This window comes from Streptomyces sp. R35, assembly GCF_041053035.1.
In the GTDB taxonomy this organism is placed as follows: domain Bacteria; phylum Actinomycetota; class Actinomycetes; order Streptomycetales; family Streptomycetaceae; genus Streptomyces; species Streptomyces lutosisoli.
This window is the reverse complement of sequence record NZ_CP163440.1, coordinates 9,390,570-9,406,308: the sequence shown is the minus strand read 5'-3', so window position 1 is coordinate 9,406,308 and position 15,739 is coordinate 9,390,570. Positions and strand designations below refer to the sequence as shown.

Below are 15,739 nucleotides of genomic sequence, written 5' to 3'. Positions count from 1 at the left end.
TTCGTCCCCTCAGCCCGTGTACTGGGCGAAGACCTTGAGGTAGTCGTACGGCTGCTGCGAGACGCCGCTGCAGGAGTCCCCGTCGGAACCTGAGCCGCAGGCCCGGTCGCGGTTCACGGACCAGTAGGTGAGGCGCGCGATGTGGTGCTGCTGCGCGTAGGCGAGCATGGTCTTGAAGTCGGCCACCCGGACGCGTTCGCCGGAGTCGTCGGTCTTGCCGTTCATCGACGACAGCCCGATGTGCGCGTAGGCCGTCGAATCGCTGTATCCGTAGGCCGACTTGACCCGCGCCTTGAGGCCTTCCATGGCCTGGGTGGTGAGCGTGCCCATGTTCGTGGTGCCGCCACCGAAGTCGAACGGCATGATGCACCAGATGTCGTTCGCCAGGCCCGAGCCGGCGCCCCGCTTGATCATGTCGACACCCGTGGAGTCAGGGCCGCTGGTCGTCGTACCGAAGGTGATGACGGTCTTTAGGCCCGCATTGCCCGCCTTCACGATCTTCAGCGCGTCGATCACGCGCTGCCGCACGGTCGCGTTGTTCCACTCGGTGTTCTCGATGTCGATGTCGATGACCTTGAGGCCGTACGCGTTGATGACCTTCTGATACGCGCCGGCGAGCGCCGAGGCGCTGGAACACTTCTCGCCGAGCTTGGCGCCGCTCCAGCCGCCGATGGAGACGATGACGTCACCGCCGGCCGCCCGGATCGCGTTGATCTTCGACTGGTCGTTGCCGCCGGTCAGCGGGCGCGAGCCGTCCCACTTCGGGTTGCAGGAACCGTCGGAGAGGACGAAGGCGAGCGTGAACCACTTGACGCCGGTCGCCGCCATGACGGTGGTGGGGTTCTGGGGGCTGCCCCAGCCGAGGTACTCGTAGGGGGCGACGGCCATACCGGGTGAGGCGGCTGCCGTGCCGGGGCCGGGAGAGACGGCTGTCGCGCCGGGAGCCACAGAAACGTTCACTCGATTAACCGGGTTCACACTCTGCGTACCGTCGGCCGCCTTCACGGCATTCGCGCTGTTAACCGGCTTCACACGGATCAGCCGTGTTTCGCCCGGCCGCAGCGTCGCGCTGTACGAGTCCGCGATCACGCCCTTGTGGGAGCCCGACCACAGGTCCGTGACGTCGCCGGAGCCCGTGAATCCGACCTGCGACCAGTTCACACCGACCGTGGTGTTGCCGGACGTACCGGTGTTGAACAGCGCCACCACGTAGTCGCCAGTGTTTTCCTTCTTGCTCCAGACCTGCTTGACACCACTGTTCACCACCCGTTTCGCGGCGACGCCGTCCTGCTCGACGCCGATGAGTCGGTCATTCGTCAGCATCGCCTTGTCGACGGAGTCGACGTGCGTGAGGTCGGTGCCGAGCAGCAGTGGTGCGCCGGCCATCGCCCACAGGGTGAAGTGGGAGCGGCGCTGGTCGGCGGTGAGTCCTGCCTGGTCTCCGTTGCCGATCTCCAGCGAGTCGAGGTCGTTCCAGCCGCCCGGGCCCGCGTACGGCTGCCAGTTGGCCGCCGAGGTGAAGCGGGCGGAGACGTGCGACCAGTCGGTCAGCGGATAGCCGCTGCCGTTCGCGCCCGAACCGCAGTAGCACTCGACATCGCCCTGGGTGCGCCAGCTGTTCGCGAGCGATCGCCAGGTCGAGGCGTTGGCGATGGGCAGGTTGTTGGAGAGCGCGAAGGTGATCGGCCGGCCGGTCGCCCGCAGCGCCTTGTCCCAGGCCTGGACGTCGGGGATGTCGGCGCTGCCCACCCCGTCGATCTTCAGGTAGTCGACTCCCCAGGAGGCGAACTGCTTCGCCCACGAGTTCACGAACTCCTGCGCGCCCGGCTTCCCGTAGTCGATGTAGTACATGTTCTTGCAGTTGTAGTTCTTCTCGGTCTTCGAGGTGTCCGCGATATCGGCGGCGTGGTACGAGGTCCCCTCGATCGGCGTGTTCTTGGTGACCGCGTTCTTGGCGATGCCCGGCGTGACGTAGAAGCCGAATTTCAGCCCCTTGGAGTGGATGTAGTCGGCCAGCGCCTTGATCCCGGAGGGGAATTTCGCCGTGTCGACGGTCCATCGCCCGTACGAGTCGACGACGAATCCGTTCGCGTCGCACTTCTGCCAGAAGTCGTCGAGGTTGATGTACACGAAGCCGTGGTCCTTGAGCCCGCTCGCGATGAGGGCGTCGGCCTGCGCCTTGATCTTCGCCTCGGTGGGCCAGCGGCGCACAAAGCTCCAGCTGCTCCAGCCCATGGCGGGGCGGAGCGCCTGGTCGTTGTCGGAGTACGGGGTGACGGCAGCCGCCGGGTACGCGGTGGCGGTCGCCGCCGGGGTGGCGTACGACGTGCCGATCCACGCCTCGTCGATCCGCAGCCGCTTGTAGCGGGTGGTGTCGGTGGACGCCGCCCACGTGGAGTCGACTTCGAGGCGTACGTACCGGGCGTTCGCCGCCGTGAGGTCAATTCCCTGGATTCCACGGCGACTTGGCAGCTGCCCGGTCTTCACCGCGCTTCCCCAGCTGGAGCCGTCGTTGCTGAGGAACACTTTGTACGCCTTGATCCGCGCGGACTGTTCGGTGTCGGAGCGCGCGTAGGCGACGGAGTCCTCGCGCTGGTTGAGGCCGATGTACTGCACCTTCTTCGCCGACCCCAGATCGAAGGTGAGATTCACCGGCAGCGTCTTGTCGCTGTCCCAGTAACTGAGGTAACTGCCGTCCCCGGCGGCCGATGCCGCGTGGCCGCTCGCCGAGGCGCTCGCGCTCACCGTGACGCCGGACAGGATGCCCTGCCGGCCGGCGGTCGTGACCTTGAAGACGGTGTCGTACGGGTCCCAGCCGCCGAGCCCGCCCAGGGTGAGGACGCCTCCGGACTGCGACCACGAAATGGCTGCTCCCGTACGGAGGTTGGTGACGGACGCGATCCGGTAGCCGTTGTCCCGGATGCGCAAGGTGCTGGTGGACGGCGGTGTCAGCACGTGCACGTACTGGAGGTTCGGGTCGGTCTTGCTGACCGTGATCACTCCGTGCGCGCCGTCGTTCCAGAAGCCGGGTTTGAGGCCTCCGTACAGGTAGCCGCCGCCCTCGGTGCCGTGCAGGGACTCCCAGATGGGGTCGAGGTAGGAGTCGGCGAAGGTGTTGAAGGCGGCCTGATTGCTCGGGAACTTGCCGTTGACCTGGGCGGTCTCGGCCATCAGCGCCTTCACGGACGAGCCCGCGTTGGTGATCAGCCGGCCGAGCGTGAGCGTCCTGTCGACGGACGGGTTCGAGCCGTCGTACCACCAGGCGCCGCTCGACGGGAGCTTGAAGTCGGCCTCGGTCAGACGGGGTTGGGCCGTGTAGACAGCTTGCGGGTAGTCGTACGACGGTGTCATCCCCGTCTTCTGCTCATTGCTGATCATGTCCATGATCGGCGTGTCTTCGTTGTTGTTGCTCAGCGTGTAGTTCGGGCGCCTCTGCTGGATCTGTGCGTAGAGGTTGTGGCTCTCCCAGTACGCGTTGTCGTTGTCGATCCAGAAGCCGCCGAGGTCGGGGTAGCGGTCCATGACCTCGAAGAAGTTGTCGTAGCTGAAGCGGCCGAAGCCGTCGCGGGTGGTGAGGTCGACGTTCGTGCCCTTGTAGGCGGAGTACGCCGCCGAGTCGAGCCATTCGTGGCCGCCCTCGTTGTGCCACTGGGGGTCGTCGGTCATGTAGAGGATGACCTTGAGGCCCTTGGCCTTGGCCGCGGTGATCAGTTCGCCGAGGAAGTCGCGCTGGGTGGAGCAGCTGCCGGGGATCTTCGACGGCCAGGGGCGGGCGTAGCCGAGGCGGCTGTGGAAGGTGGCGAGGACCAGGTACTGGGTGTGCAGCTTCTGGGCCTCCTTCACCCAGTAGTCGGGGGTCCAGCCGCCGCTGGTGACGTCGTTCTCCCAGGCGGTGCAGCTGGTGTGGGCGGGGGCGGTGCGTTCGCCCCAGTGCAGGAAGAGGCCGCCGACGGAGCCGCGCAGGAATGCCTGGCGGGGGTTCTCCAGGTCGAGCGGCTTCGCACCTGCCGCCGGCGGCTTCGCGGCCGCCAGGGGCTTCGCCGCCGTACCGCAGTTCTCATTCGAGCCGGTGTGGGAGACACGCAGGGACCCGCCGGCCGTGTTGTGACTGTCTGTCAGGCAATACCCCGTGACGCTCTGAAAGCCCATGTCATGCAGCGAGTTGCTGCCGCGCTGCGCGGTGAACCGGGTGAACCTGATGCCGCTGGCAGCGTTGGCTATGACCGCCGGGCGTCCGTCGTCGGCCGCGTACTTCACCGAGCTGTCCGTGAAGGTGACGTTGTCCGCGTTGTGGAGGTACCAGCCGTACGCGGGGCGCGTGCCGATGGCCTTCGGGTTGTAGTCGTTCGGGTCGTTGCCCGGTACGGCGGTGGACATGGTGCCGTTGCCGCCGGGCACGGTGATGTTGACGTTGGTGAAGGTGACCCCGTTGATCCGGTGGCCGCTCTCGCCCCACAGTGTCGGGCTGAAGGACGGACTCGACCCGGTCGCCGTGATGTTGTCGTACGTGACGTCGCTGATCGAGCCGATCCCGGGACTGTTCCCGCAGCGCTTGCGGGTGCCGATCTTCTGCATGATCGGGGAATGGACGTTGGTCATCGTGATGTCGCGGTAGTGGACGTCGGAGATCTTCGCCCCGTCCATCGAGACCATGCCGAGCCCGGACTTGTTGGAGCCCTCGATGCGGATCTTCGCGAACTGGTAGTCGGAGAAGTCTCCGCAGGTCTCGGAGCCGAACATGAGCGCGTTGCAGCACACCGCCGAGAGAGAGGAATCGCTCACCCGTACATGGCCGTTGGGCAGCTTGGCGCCCAGCGCGTAGTCGCTCTTGAAGACGAGCGCGTCGTCGTTGGCCTTGATGGTGGCGTGGGTGACGGTGACGTTGGTCGTGCTGATGATGTTCCAGCCGTCGCGGTCGCTCGCGGTGTCGATGGTCAGGTGGTCCGAAGTGACGTTCGTACAGCCGTTGATGAGGGCCGCGAAGTGGCCGCCGCGCCGCAGGGTGAGGCCGTCGCCGAGGCGCAGACCGTTGCAGCGGGTCAGCGAAAGGATCTTGTCGGCCTCGCCCGACTTCGGGTTGCCGGTGATGAGGTTGCCCAGGCCGTCGATGACGCCGTCGCCGACGAAGCCGATGTTCGTGAGCCGGTCGCCGTAGATCATCGCGTTGTGGAAGTGGCTGTGACCGTAGTCCTGGTAGGCGTCGTTGGGGTTGTCCTCGGGCGGGTCGTACGTGTCCGCGCTGGAGCCCTGGATCGTCGCGCCCTTGTCGACCTGGAGCGTGACCTCGCTCTTCATGTGGATGGTGTTCTTGGACTTGTACGTGCCCGCGGGGAAGCGGACCGTGCCGCCGCCCGCAGAATTGGCCGCTGTGACGGCCTTGTTGATGGCCGGGGTGTCGTTGGTGGAGCCGTCGCCCTTGGCTCCGTAGTCGCGTACGTCGAAGACGCCGGCCTCAGCCGTACGGGGAGCCGCGAGGGCCTGGGGGTGGGTCAGTCCGAGCACGACGGCGAACGCGAAGAAGACGGACGCCGCCCAGTGGATGTGCTTCATATGACGGCTCCTCAGACCAGTTGATAGCCACGCAGGTTGGTCAGCAGCAGGTACGTGTCCTGCAAGGACCCGGAGGTGTCACCGAGGGAGCGGTAGATGCCCCACTTGGGCCGCACCCGGTCGGCGAGGAAGGTGTCGACGCCCGTCCTCGACTTGTCGATGACCGTGGTCGAGCCGTTCTTGAGGATCCAACGGACCGAGCCCGCCGACCCGTTGCCGACCTTGATCTGGAAGTCGACGTCGATCCACTTGTTCTGCAGCGGCTCCAGGTCCGTACGGCCGATGAGGATGTCGTCGATCGCCAGCTTGAGCTCGATGGTCTGCACACCGTTCACCCGCCGCAGCGACTGCACGACGATCGGCGAGGTGCCGTTGCCGGGCTGCTTCATCTGCATGATGTGGGTGAAGGTGGTCGTCGCCTTCAGCGAGCTGGGGATGTACATCGAGTACGTGATCCGCCAGGTCTGGCCCTCGGTCCACTGCAGATAGCTGCTGCCGCTCGTGCGCAGACCGGTGACTTCCTGACGCTGTCGGTCCGTTGAGGTGTCGCGGTCGACGGTGTGCATATTGAAGCGCCAGTTGTTGCCCGTGGCGTAGATGTGCGGCTGCCCGGCGGGGTGCGAGTCGGCGCGGTCGTCCTCGATGGTCTCGAAGGCGCCGAGGCCGTCGCCGCTCGCCGACGGGGACCACTTCAGCTGCCAGGAGGCGGCGTGCGCGGTCGGCGCGGACAGACCGACGGCGGCTCCGCCGAGTGCCGCGCCCAAGAGGGCTCTTCTGGATGTGCTCATGGCTGACTCACCTCGTCCTGAGTGGGGGTGCTCCGTGTCCTGACGGGATGTGCTCCGAGCTGCTCGTTCATGATCAGAAAGGCGCCGAGGCCGTGGAAGTCATTGGTGGCCCGGGTGCGGGCGATGTAGTACGCGTAGTCGCCGACGTTCGTGCCGATGGAGATGTCGGTGAGGTTGGTGCGGCCGTCGGAGCCGGTCGAGATCCTGGCGAGGACGCCTTCGTAGCCGCGCTGGGCGACCGTGGCGTAGTGCGCGTCGAGGTGGCCCTGCTGGACACCGCGCGAGAGGGCGTAGGTGAACATGCTGGAGCAGGACGTCTCGGTCCAGTTGTCGCTCCGGCCACCCTTGTCGATCACCTGGAACCAGCGCCCGGTGGCCGGGTCCTGGTACTTCTCCAGACCGGTCGCCAACTTCCGCAGAATGCCGACCAGTTGGGACCGACGCGGATGGCCGGCGGGGATCGCGTCCAGCACGTTGACGATCGCCATCGCGTACCAGCCGACCGCCCGGCACCAGTGCTCGGGCGCGAGGCCCGTCTGCGGATCGGCCCAGCTCGCGGTCTTCGACTCGTCGTACGCGTGCTTCAACAGGCCGCTCGCGACCTGGAGATGGCTGCCGTAGACGTACAGCTGACTGGCCGCCTCGTCGTCGGCGTACGTCGCGTCCCCGAACTCCTTGCCGTATTCGACGAGGAACGGGTTCACCATGTAGACGCCGTCCGCCCAGAGTTGATGGGCGCGGCTGCTGGTGTCGGCGTGCCAGAAGCCGCCGTCGGCCGTGCGCGGATAGGTGGTGAGCCTGTCGCGGATCTTCTTCGCCGCCTTGCGGTAGCGGTCCTGGCCCGTCTCGTGGTGCAGGATCGTCAGCAGCCGGCCGGCCTGCATGCTGTCGAGGCTGTTGAAGCTCTGGCTGATGGTTCCGTCGCTCTTCACGAAGCGGTCGACATAGCTCTTGATGTAGGTGAGGTAGCGGGCGTCGTGCGTGCGCTGGTACGTGAGGTACTGGCCGTAGAGATAGAGGCCCACCGGGTACGACCAGCCGCCGATGGTGCTGGGCGTGTAGCGGGCCATGGTCGAGTCGACCAGGGCGACCGACCAGTCGGGCGCGGCGACCGGGGACCGGTCGGTGCCGACGACCGGGGGTTGATGGGTGCCGGCGGCCGGGAACCGGGCGGTGGCGGAGACCGGCCGAGGGCCGGTGGCGGCCTCCTGCGGCACGGTCGCGGACACCGTCAGCAGGCCCGCGGTGGCGAGCGCGCCTGCCAGCAGCACCGCGCGCGGTCGTCGTCTCATGATCCTCCCTCTCGATAGGCGTAGGCAGAGGTCGTACGGGGGCTGTCGTCGACGAGCGTGCGGACGAGGTGGTGGCCGGGGGCGTGGCGGCAGGCCGGATCGGTGCGGGTGGCGTCGCCGGTGAGCGCGTAGGCCTGGCAGCGGCAGCCGCCGAAGTCGGTGGCGCGCAGGGCGCAGGTGCGGCAGGGGTCGCGCATCCAGTCCTCGCCGCGGTAGGCGTTGAAGGCCTTCGACTCACGCCATATCCAGGCGAGTTGGCGGTCTTTCACGTTCGGCGGATCGAGGCCGGGCAGCGTCGCCGCGGCCGGGCACGGGAGGACGGTGCCGTCCGGGGCGACGGTGAGGGAGACGGCTCCCCAGCCGCCCATGCACGGTTTCGCGGTGCCGTCGAGGTAGTCGGGGGCGACCCAGATCAACTCCAGGGCCCCGGCGAGCTGTTCGCGGCGGCGGGCCACCGTGGCACGGGCCCGTTCGACCTGGTCGCGGGTCGGCAGCAGGGCCGACCGGTTGCGTAACGCCCAGCCGTAGAACTGGGTGTTGGCGAGCTCGATCCGCTCGGCACCCCAGTCGAGGCCGAGGTCGATCAGGTCGTCGAGGGCGTCGATGTCGGCTCGGTGGAGCACGACGTTCAGGCCGAGCGGGAGCCCGGCGGCGCGCACCAGCCGGGCCGCGCGTTCCTTGGCTGCGAACGAGCGGGCGCCCGCGATGTGTTCGGAGGCGAGGGGATCGGCGTGCTGCACGGAGAGCTGGACACAGCGCAGTCCGGCGTCCCGCAGTTCCGCGAGCCGCCGCTCGTGCAGGCCCACGCCGCTGGTGACGAGCTGGGTGTAGAGGCCCGCGGTGGCCGCGGCCTCCACGATCGGGGTGAGATCGCGTCTGAGAAGCGGTTCACCGCCGGACAGATGGGTCTGGACGACGCCCAGGTCAGCGGCCTGGCGCAGCACATCGACCCATTGTCCGGTGCTCAGCTCTCTTGACCGACTGATCAGTTCGACGGGGTTGGAGCAATAGGCGCAGCGCAACGGACAGCCGTGGGTGAGTTCGGCGAGCAGGGCCCAGGGGGGAGCCACGGTCACTGGAGCCAGCCCTCCTTTCGCAACGTCGAGAGGAATGCGGGGACTTCGTCGGCGACGGGCGCGCCGGGGAACCGTTCGCCCAGCTCGGCGACGATCTCGTACACCTCACGACTGCCGTCGCAGAGCCGCACGATGCTGCTCGCGGTGCCGCGCAGGACGACGACGCGCTCGGGGAGCAGGAGCAAGTCGGCGTCTCTGACGTGGTCGTGACGGAACATCACGGACCGGGCGAGGGCGGGGTGCCAGGTCATGGCCCGCTCGCCGGGTCGCGCGGCCCGCGGCCCTGGTCCACTCCGGCACCCTGGTCCACTCCGGCACCGTCGTCCGCTCCGGCACCCTGGTCCACTACCCCGCCCGAGTTCGCCCGGCCGCCCTGGTCCACCGCGTCCAGCAAGGCCCACAGCACCTCGCACTTGAACGCCAGCGCGGCCACCGCCCGTTCCTGCTGCCGCCTGGTGCGGGCCCAGGCCTGGACGAGCGCGAGGGCCTCCTCGCTGTCGCGGCCGCCCTGGCCGATGCGGGCCCGGAAGTACGCGAGCCCGTCGGCGTCGATCCAGGGGTAGTGCCGTTCGAAGGCGGCGATCCTTCTGCGCATCAGCCCGGGGGCCGAGAGCTCGGTGAGCGAGGCGGCGACCGCGTCCAAGGCCGGGCGCAGCCGACAGAAGGTGACGTAACCCTCAACCGCGAACCGCACGCCGGGCAGCACCCGGGAGGCGTCCCACAGTGCCGGACGGTCGAGACCGGCCGCCTCGCCGAGCCGCAGCCAGCGTTCGATGCCGCCCTCGCCGTCGGCCGTTCCGTCGTGGTCCTGGATCCTGCGCAGCCAGGCGCGACGCAGCGCGGGCTCGTCGAGTTTGGCGAGGATCAGGGCGTCCTTGACGGGGATGTGGCGCTGGTAGTGGAAGCGGTTGGCGATCCAGCGGCGCAGCTCGTCGGGCGTCAACTCGCCTTGGTGCATGCGGATATTGAAGGGATGCCGGTCGTGGTAACGCTCCTCGGCGACGGCGCGCAGCCGCTCGGTGAACTCGGGGGTCCGCCAAGGGGCCGCGGCACCGTCGTCGCGCACGGTTGTCGCGGTCACGGTTCGACCACCGTGGGGCTAGCGGTCGCCGAGGGCGTACGCGGTGACCTCGAGGGCGGTCTCGATGACGAGATACCCGGGGGCCTCCCAGACGCTTTCCTCCGATGTTTCCTGAATCGCCACTTCCAAATGTCGGGCTTCAGGAGCCTTTTCGTTCATGTGTGCATACCTGCTTTCCTGATGGGTGGGGGGTGTGGAGCCCAGACAGGCGCTGGTGTTCACATGCGTGCACCGAGTTCATTGATGCGTTCGGTGCCGCGATCCAGAGTTGCGGGACGACGCGACCCGGTCAATGGTCCGGACCGAGATTGGTCGGATCCATTTCCGGCCAATCTGCGATGCGGACCATGGGAAGCGCAGTCAGGAATGCATCACGGCCCGTGATCGTTGACCATGGGAGTACCACCCGACGACTGAAGGATCGAGAGCTCGTGAGCAAGGTCCCCCCGATCATCCTGAACAACGGCGTCGAGATGCCGCAGCTGGGCTACGGCGTCTGGCAGGTGCCGGACGACGAGGCGGAGCGGGCGGTCGCCACCGCGCTGGAGGCCGGGTACCGCAGCATCGACACAGCGGCGATCTACGGCAACGAAGAGGGCACCGGCAAGGCCGTCGCCCGCTCCGGCATCGCCCGCAAGGATCTCTTCGTCACCACCAAGCTCTGGAACAGCGACCAGGGGTACGACGCGACGCTGCGCGCCTTCGACGCGTCCCTGGAGAAGCTGGGTCTGGAGTACATCGACCTGTATCTGATCCACTGGCCGCTGCCGTCCCGGGGCAAGTACATCGACACGTTCAAGGCCTTCGAGAAGATCTACGCGGACGGCCGCGCCAAGGCCATCGGTGTCTCCAACTTCTATCCCGAGCACCTGGAGAAGCTGATCGACGCGACGTCGGTCATCCCGGCCGTCAACCAGATCGAGCTGCACCCGCATCTCCAGCAGCACGCGGCGCGTGAGTACCACGCGGAGCAGGGCATCGCCACCGAGGCCTGGTCGCCGCTCGGCCAGGGCCGGGGCCTCCTGGAGGTCCCGGCGATCATCGCCATCGCCCAGAAGCACGGCCGCACCCCGGCGCAGATCGTGCTCCGCTGGCACCTCCAGCTGGGCAACGTGGTGATCCCCAAGTCCGTGACCCCGTCCCGGATCAAGGAGAACATCGAGGTCTTCGACTTCTCCCTGGACACCGAGGACCTCGCGGCGATCACGGCGCTCAACGAGGACCGTCGTCTGGGTCCGGACCCGGCGACGTTCGACATGGGCTGAGCCCCGCACGCGTACGCATCCGCCCCGCCGCACGAGATCCCGCGGCGGGGCGGACGTGTACGGGAACCGGTCCTCAGTCGGCCGGCTCACTCACGGCAGGCGTCAGTCGCCTACGGCAGGCGTCAGTCGCCCCGCACGTCCGCAAAGACGATCTCGAACTCCTCCAGTCCGGTCACGGTCACATGCGCCTTGGCCGCGCCCTCGTGCCGGGCCGCCGACTGGGCTCCGCGGGACGCTGCCAGGGACTCCCGGTCGATGAACAGGGTGCCGACCAGGCCACGCCCCCGCTCCCGGTCTACGAGCAGAGACGTCCTGGCCAGCCCCGGAAGGCTCTCCAGCATGGGGACCACCGTGGCCCGGAAGGTGTCGGCGAGAAGATCCGCGTCCGCGGGGTCGAACTCCAGCCTGCCGAGCCGTAGCCCGCCTGCCGCCTGCGGCTGCCGGACCGGATGGAAGACCACCGCCTCGTAGTTCTCGACCGCCAGGGTCGCCGCGAAGGGCTCCAGGAGCGACGCACGCCGCGTGCGCAGCACCTCGTCGCTGTTGCGCCTGGCCTCCTCGGAGTCCCACCAGCTCACCGCGAAGAGTTTGCCGAGCACCCGGTCCACGAAGACGCCGGATCCGCGATACCCCGGGCGATCCTCGAGCAGGTCCCGGCCCTGCGTGTTCAGCGACTTGATGGCCGTGTCGATCTTCGCTGGATCGCCGGTCGCATACACAGTCCGTACGAACATGGCTCCTCGCCTCCCAGAAGCCGGGCGATGACCCGGAATGTTCGATACAGCCAGTCTTCTCCCACGAGGGAGCGGCCGCAATCGGCTCCGAACGCCGCAGTTCACACGAGGGGCTTGACGAGGTCATGCAAAGGGGTCCACCTTGTACGGCAACCCGGTAAGGAAAGTTTCCTAACAGAAGGGTCCCCCACAGTGCGCACTCGAACACTGACCCTCGCCGCGGCCGGCGGCGCCGCGCTCCTCGCCACCGCGGTGCTCCCGGCCGCCAGCGCCTCGGGCAGCGTCAACCCCCGTTCGGCACAGGAGGGTTCGGTCAGCGCGGCCGATCTGCTCGCCAAGGTGACGTCCTGTTCGCAGATCTCGAACGGCAAGTACAAGACCGACGACGAGACGTCGGCCACCGTCCCCGTGTGCGGCAAGAGCGGCGCGGTGTTCTGGAAGGCCGACATGGACATCGACTGCGACGGTCAGGTCACCAGCAAGTGCAACGGAGACACGGATCCCTGGTTCCAGGACGACACCGCGTTCCATCAGTCCGACGGGAAGGCGCTGCGCGCCGAATCGCTGCCGTATGTCGTGGTGCCGAGCAGCAGCAGTATCTGGAAGTACACGAGCGCCGGGATCAAGGGCGGTGGTGTGGTCGCTGTCATCTACAACGGGAAGGTCGAGTACGCGGTGGTGGGTGACACCGGGCCTACGAAGATTATCGGTGAGGCTTCGTATGCCACCGCGAAGGCGCTGGGCATCGACCCGGACCCGGAGACGGGTGGGGCCGACTCCGGGGTGACGTACATCCTGTTCAAGAACTCGCAGGTGTCGCCCATCGAGAGTCACAGTGCGGCTGTGTCGTTGGGGGACTCTTTGGCGAAGCAGTTCCTTCAGAACAACTGAGGGGCTGTTGGGGTCGTTTGTCAGCTGCGGGTCCGTCGTGGCTGGTCGCGCCCACGCGGCGGAGCCGCATAATGTCACCGCCCCGCGCCCCTGAAGGGGCGCTCCTGACGAGGCACGTAAAACAGTGCGCCTCGAATCAGTGTCCTCAGACCGGCTGGCCGATCGGGCGTACGACCACGGTGTTCACGTCTACGCCCGTCGGCTGGCCGATCGCCCAGACGATCGAGTGGGCGAGCTGGTCGGCGGTGAGGAGATGGCCGGGGGGCAGGCTGCCGTAGCTGTCCCAGAACGGGGTCTCCACGCGGCCGGGGGAGATCAGGGTCACGCCGACTCCGAACTCGGTGACCTGGCGCCGGGTGTTCTCGGCGAGTCCGGTCACGGCCCACTTGGTCGCGCCGTAGATGTTGCCGGGCCCGTGCACATGCCCGGCAACACTGCCGACCAGCACGATGCGTCCGCGGGTCTCCTTCAGCGCGTCGATGGAGGCCCTGATGAGCAGCGCGGGACCGAGCACGTTGGTCAGCACCATCTCGGACCACCCCGCGGGGTCGCCCTCCGCGACGGTGTCGTGGGTGGCGAAGCCGGCGTTGGCGACGACGGTGTCGAGTCGCCCGAACTCCTTGAGCGTCGCCTGGACCGCCGTCTGAACGTGGTCGTACTCGGCGGCGTTCCCCACGACCGTCAACAGGCCTTCGGGACGCCCGAGTTCCTCGGCGAAGGCGCGCAGCCGCTCCTCCCCCCGGCCGGTCACGGTCACCCGGTGCCCGGCGTCGAGCAGTTGTCGTGCGACCGCGGCGCCGATACCGCTGCCGCCTCCGGTGATGAGCGCGACTGGAGAGTCGGTCATGGTTACCCCCATTGAGTGTGCGACGAACGCCCGGAGTAGATCACTTGGAGCGTTCTCGAAGTCAAGTACCGCAGGTGGCGTGGTACGGCACCGAGGGCAGGTACCGGCGCCGCCTTGGACGGGCTCGGCCGTGCGGGAGGACGGTCGCGCGGGCCGTCGCCGATGCGGGGTCGTACGGGGGCCGCGCGACCTCGCGCTGGAGGGCGCCCCGGTCGTCTCGCACACGCTCTACGGCACCGAGGTGCCCGCGTCCGTGATCCGTGCCCGCATGCTCGCGACACCCCGCATCGTGGCGGTGCGCCATCCGCACGTGCGGGGTGCTCGGATCACGGTGTTCGCCCGGGCGGGTCGTTGCTGAGCACCTCCCCGAGGCCGCTCAGTCGGTGCGGGTCGCCGTGTACACCGTGTGCGCCGTGAGGACGAACACGTCCGGGCGGTGGTGGACGCTCGCCTTGTCATCCGGGTCGAGGAGGCGGTCGAGGGTGGCGAGGTCGTCCGGGTCGAGGCCCTCGGCGAGGCCTTCGCGGCGGCGGGTGAGGGAGGTGACGACAAAGGCGCGGGCCTCGTCGGAGAGCGGGGCGGGGAGGTCGGCGAGGAAGGTACGGGTGCCGGTGTGCCGCAGTCCCGCCGAGGAGAGCAGCGCGGGCCAGTCCTCGATCTCCGCCGCGGCTCCGGGCAGCGAGGCCCGCATCTGGGTGAACCACTCCTCATGGACCGCGTCGATACGGGCCTGCAGGCCGGGCCGGCCGATGCCGATGTCGCGCGGGAGGAAGCGGGTGGGCAGGCCGCCCTCCAGCAGGGCGAGGGTGCCGCCGGGCGCGAGACCCCGCGCGAAGCCGGCGAGAGCGGCTCGCTGGTCGCCGACGTGGTGCAGCGACCTGCTGGCCCACAAAAGGTCGGCCGGGTACTCCAACTCGCCCAGTCCATCGGCGAGTTCGGCCTCCACCGTGCTGAAGCGGTCACCGTAGCCGAGCCGGTCCGCGCGGGCCCGGGCCTCCTCCAGGAGGGGGCCCGCGCCGTCCACGGCGACGACCCGTGCTCCCGGGAACGTGGCCGCGAGGAGACCGGAGATGACGCCGGGGCCGCTGCCCGCGTCCACGATCAGCCCCGGCTCGGGCTGCTGCTCCCGCAGCCAGGCCGCCGCTTCCCGGTACGACGGGGTGTACAGCTCGGCCTCCCGCACCAGCAGGGGAAGCATCTCGGCGAAGTCCATGTCGGTGTGGTCGTGCCCGGCATGGTCGTGCCCGGCGTGATCGTGGTGCTGTCCCATGGCGGCAAGCCTCTCGTTCGGTATGCCGCCAGCGTGCTCCGCCACTCCCGGAAACGGCCAGTCGTGTTGCGTAAACAGCAAAATGGGCGGCCGCGAGAACCGCACGGGCACACGAACCGGCCGCGCGGAAATTCGGATGCGCCCGCGTGGGCCGCTCACCGAGCATGACCCCATGGACGACGTGATGGTGGAGCGCTTCCTGGAGGACGGGTTCGTGAAGATCGAGGGCGCCTTCCCGCCACGCGTCGCCGAGGACTGCGCCCGGCTGCTGTGGCAGGAGACGGGCTACGATCCGGCCGACTCCACGACCTGGGCCGAGCCCGTGCGCTGGGTCGCCGGCATGGCGCAGGGCCCCTTCGCCGCCGCGGCCAACTCCCCTGTTCTGCATGAGGCGTTCGACGTGCTGCTCGGCGAGGGCCGCTGGGAGCCGCGCTACTCGCTGGGCAGCTTTCCGCTGCGGTTCCCGCACGAGGAGGAGCCGGACGACGCGGGCTGGCACATCGAAGGGAGCTATCTGCCCGAGGGTGAAAGCTGGTACTTCACGAACCTCAGGTCGAAGGGCCGCGCCCTGCTGATGCTCTTCCTCTTCAGCGAGGTCGGCGAGCGGGACGCCCCGACCCGCATCAGGGTCGGCTCCCACCTGGACGTACCGCCGCTGCTGGAGCCGTACGGCGAGGAGGGCGTGTCGGGTCTCGACCTCGCGCCGAAGCTGGTCGAGGCGTCCGCGCACCGCCCCCTCGCGTATGCCACCGGCGGCCCCGGCGACGTATACCTGTGTCACCCCTTCCTGGTACACGCGGCGCAGCCGCACCACGGGACCCGGCCGCGCTTCATGGCGCAGCCGCCGCTGCACGCGCCCGTGCCGTACGAACTGGAGCGGGCCGACGGCGACTACTCGGCGGTGGAGTTCGCGATCCGCCGGGGTCTGGCCCAGGAGGCCTGACC

Annotated in this window: 14 protein-coding genes; 4 read left to right on the top strand and 10 right to left on the bottom strand. The window is 68.4% G+C overall.

Annotated features, from left to right (window positions below; all coding sequences use genetic code 11):
* Positions 1–9: 9 nt before the first annotated feature.
* Genes AB5J50_RS42285 through AB5J50_RS42255 form a run of 7 tightly spaced genes read right to left on the bottom strand, consistent with a single transcriptional unit; the run spans position 10 to position 9,946 of the window.
* Positions 10–5,550, bottom strand: a complete 5,541-nt coding sequence (locus AB5J50_RS42285; protein WP_369263902.1) for a glycosyl hydrolase family 28 protein — start codon at positions 5,548–5,550, stop codon at positions 10–12.
* An 11-nt stretch (positions 5,551–5,561) separates the two neighbouring features.
* Complete coding sequence (locus AB5J50_RS42280; RefSeq protein ID WP_369263901.1) at positions 5,562–6,338, bottom strand: heparin lyase I family protein; 777 nt, start codon at positions 6,336–6,338, stop codon at positions 5,562–5,564.
* Positions 6,335–7,630 (bottom strand): glycoside hydrolase family 105 protein, encoded by a 1,296-nt coding sequence (locus AB5J50_RS42275; RefSeq protein ID WP_369263900.1) that lies wholly within the window; start codon positions 7,628–7,630, stop codon positions 6,335–6,337. Before AB5J50_RS42275 ends, AB5J50_RS42280 begins: the two co-directional genes overlap by 4 nt.
* Positions 7,627–8,706, bottom strand: a complete 1,080-nt coding sequence (pqqE, locus tag AB5J50_RS42270; RefSeq protein WP_369263899.1) for a pyrroloquinoline quinone biosynthesis protein PqqE — start codon at positions 8,704–8,706, stop codon at positions 7,627–7,629. Before pqqE ends, AB5J50_RS42275 begins: the two co-directional genes overlap by 4 nt.
* Positions 8,703–8,957: a pyrroloquinoline quinone biosynthesis peptide chaperone PqqD gene (gene pqqD / locus AB5J50_RS42265; protein ID WP_369263898.1), complete on the bottom strand. Its 255-nt coding sequence runs from the start codon at positions 8,955–8,957 to the stop codon at positions 8,703–8,705. Before pqqD ends, pqqE begins: the two co-directional genes overlap by 4 nt.
* The gene (pqqC, locus tag AB5J50_RS42260; protein ID WP_369265665.1) at positions 8,954–9,772 is read right to left on the bottom strand and encodes a pyrroloquinoline-quinone synthase PqqC; all 819 of its coding nucleotides are present in this window, start codon (positions 9,770–9,772) and stop codon (positions 8,954–8,956) included. Before pqqC ends, pqqD begins: the two co-directional genes overlap by 4 nt.
* A gap of 33 nt (positions 9,773–9,805) precedes the next feature.
* The gene (locus AB5J50_RS42255) at positions 9,806–9,946 is read right to left on the bottom strand and encodes a pyrroloquinoline quinone precursor peptide PqqA (protein WP_369263897.1); all 141 of its coding nucleotides are present in this window, start codon (positions 9,944–9,946) and stop codon (positions 9,806–9,808) included.
* A gap of 314 nt (positions 9,947–10,260) precedes the next feature.
* Here AB5J50_RS42255 and AB5J50_RS42250 point away from each other — a divergent pair, with 314 nt between their 5' ends.
* Positions 10,261–11,052 (top strand): aldo/keto reductase, encoded by a 792-nt coding sequence (locus AB5J50_RS42250; RefSeq protein WP_369265664.1) that lies wholly within the window; start codon positions 10,261–10,263, stop codon positions 11,050–11,052.
* Between the two features lie 122 nt (positions 11,053–11,174).
* On the opposite strand, the gene AB5J50_RS42245 is transcribed toward AB5J50_RS42250, so the two are convergent.
* Positions 11,175–11,786 carry a hypothetical protein gene (locus AB5J50_RS42245; protein ID WP_369263896.1) on the bottom strand — a complete coding sequence of 204 codons (612 nt, stop codon included), beginning with the start codon at positions 11,784–11,786 and terminating at the stop codon, positions 11,175–11,177.
* A 192-nt stretch (positions 11,787–11,978) separates the two neighbouring features.
* Here AB5J50_RS42245 and AB5J50_RS42240 point away from each other — a divergent pair, with 192 nt between their 5' ends.
* Positions 11,979–12,677: a glycoside hydrolase family 75 protein gene (locus AB5J50_RS42240; protein WP_369263895.1), complete on the top strand. Its 699-nt coding sequence runs from the start codon at positions 11,979–11,981 to the stop codon at positions 12,675–12,677.
* A 145-nt stretch (positions 12,678–12,822) separates the two neighbouring features.
* Here AB5J50_RS42240 and AB5J50_RS42235 read toward each other — a convergent pair whose 3' ends face one another.
* A complete protein-coding gene (locus AB5J50_RS42235) occupies positions 12,823–13,524 on the bottom strand; it encodes an SDR family oxidoreductase (RefSeq protein ID WP_369263894.1) in 702 nt (233 codons plus the stop codon).
* Between the two features lie 130 nt (positions 13,525–13,654).
* Here AB5J50_RS42235 and AB5J50_RS42230 point away from each other — a divergent pair, with 130 nt between their 5' ends.
* Complete coding sequence (locus AB5J50_RS42230) at positions 13,655–13,882, top strand: hypothetical protein (RefSeq protein WP_369263893.1); 228 nt, start codon at positions 13,655–13,657, stop codon at positions 13,880–13,882.
* A gap of 18 nt (positions 13,883–13,900) precedes the next feature.
* On the opposite strand, the gene AB5J50_RS42225 is transcribed toward AB5J50_RS42230, so the two are convergent.
* On the bottom strand, positions 13,901–14,794 hold the full coding sequence (locus tag AB5J50_RS42225; RefSeq protein ID WP_369263892.1) for a trans-aconitate 2-methyltransferase: 894 nt from the start codon (positions 14,792–14,794) through the stop codon (positions 13,901–13,903).
* A 172-nt stretch (positions 14,795–14,966) separates the two neighbouring features.
* On the opposite strand from AB5J50_RS42225, the gene AB5J50_RS42220 reads away from it, so the two are divergent.
* A complete protein-coding gene (locus AB5J50_RS42220) occupies positions 14,967–15,737 on the top strand; it encodes a phytanoyl-CoA dioxygenase family protein (protein WP_369263891.1) in 771 nt (256 codons plus the stop codon).
* Positions 15,738–15,739 lie beyond the last annotated feature (2 nt).

Coding starts and splice junctions, on each gene's coding strand:
- AB5J50_RS42285 (WP_369263902.1), bottom strand. CDS start 5,550: ATGAAGCACATCCACTGGGCGGCGTCCGTCTTCTTCGCGTTCGCCGTC.
- AB5J50_RS42280 (WP_369263901.1), bottom strand. CDS start 6,338: ATGAGCACATCCAGAAGAGCCCTCTTGGGCGCGGCACTCGGCGGAGCC.
- AB5J50_RS42275 (WP_369263900.1), bottom strand. CDS start 7,630: ATGAGACGACGACCGCGCGCGGTGCTGCTGGCAGGCGCGCTCGCCACC.
- pqqD (WP_369263898.1), bottom strand. CDS start 8,957: ATGACCTGGCACCCCGCCCTCGCCCGGTCCGTGATGTTCCGTCACGAC.
- AB5J50_RS42255 (WP_369263897.1), bottom strand. CDS start 9,946: ATGAACGAAAAGGCTCCTGAAGCCCGACATTTGGAAGTGGCGATTCAG.
- AB5J50_RS42250 (WP_369265664.1), top strand. CDS start 10,261: ATGCCGCAGCTGGGCTACGGCGTCTGGCAGGTGCCGGACGACGAGGCG.
- AB5J50_RS42245 (WP_369263896.1), bottom strand. CDS start 11,786: ATGTTCGTACGGACTGTGTATGCGACCGGCGATCCAGCGAAGATCGAC.
- AB5J50_RS42235 (WP_369263894.1), bottom strand. CDS start 13,524: ATGACCGACTCTCCAGTCGCGCTCATCACCGGAGGCGGCAGCGGTATC.
- AB5J50_RS42225 (WP_369263892.1), bottom strand. CDS start 14,794: ATGGGACAGCACCACGATCACGCCGGGCACGACCATGCCGGGCACGAC.
- AB5J50_RS42220 (WP_369263891.1), top strand. CDS start 14,967: ATGGACGACGTGATGGTGGAGCGCTTCCTGGAGGACGGGTTCGTGAAG.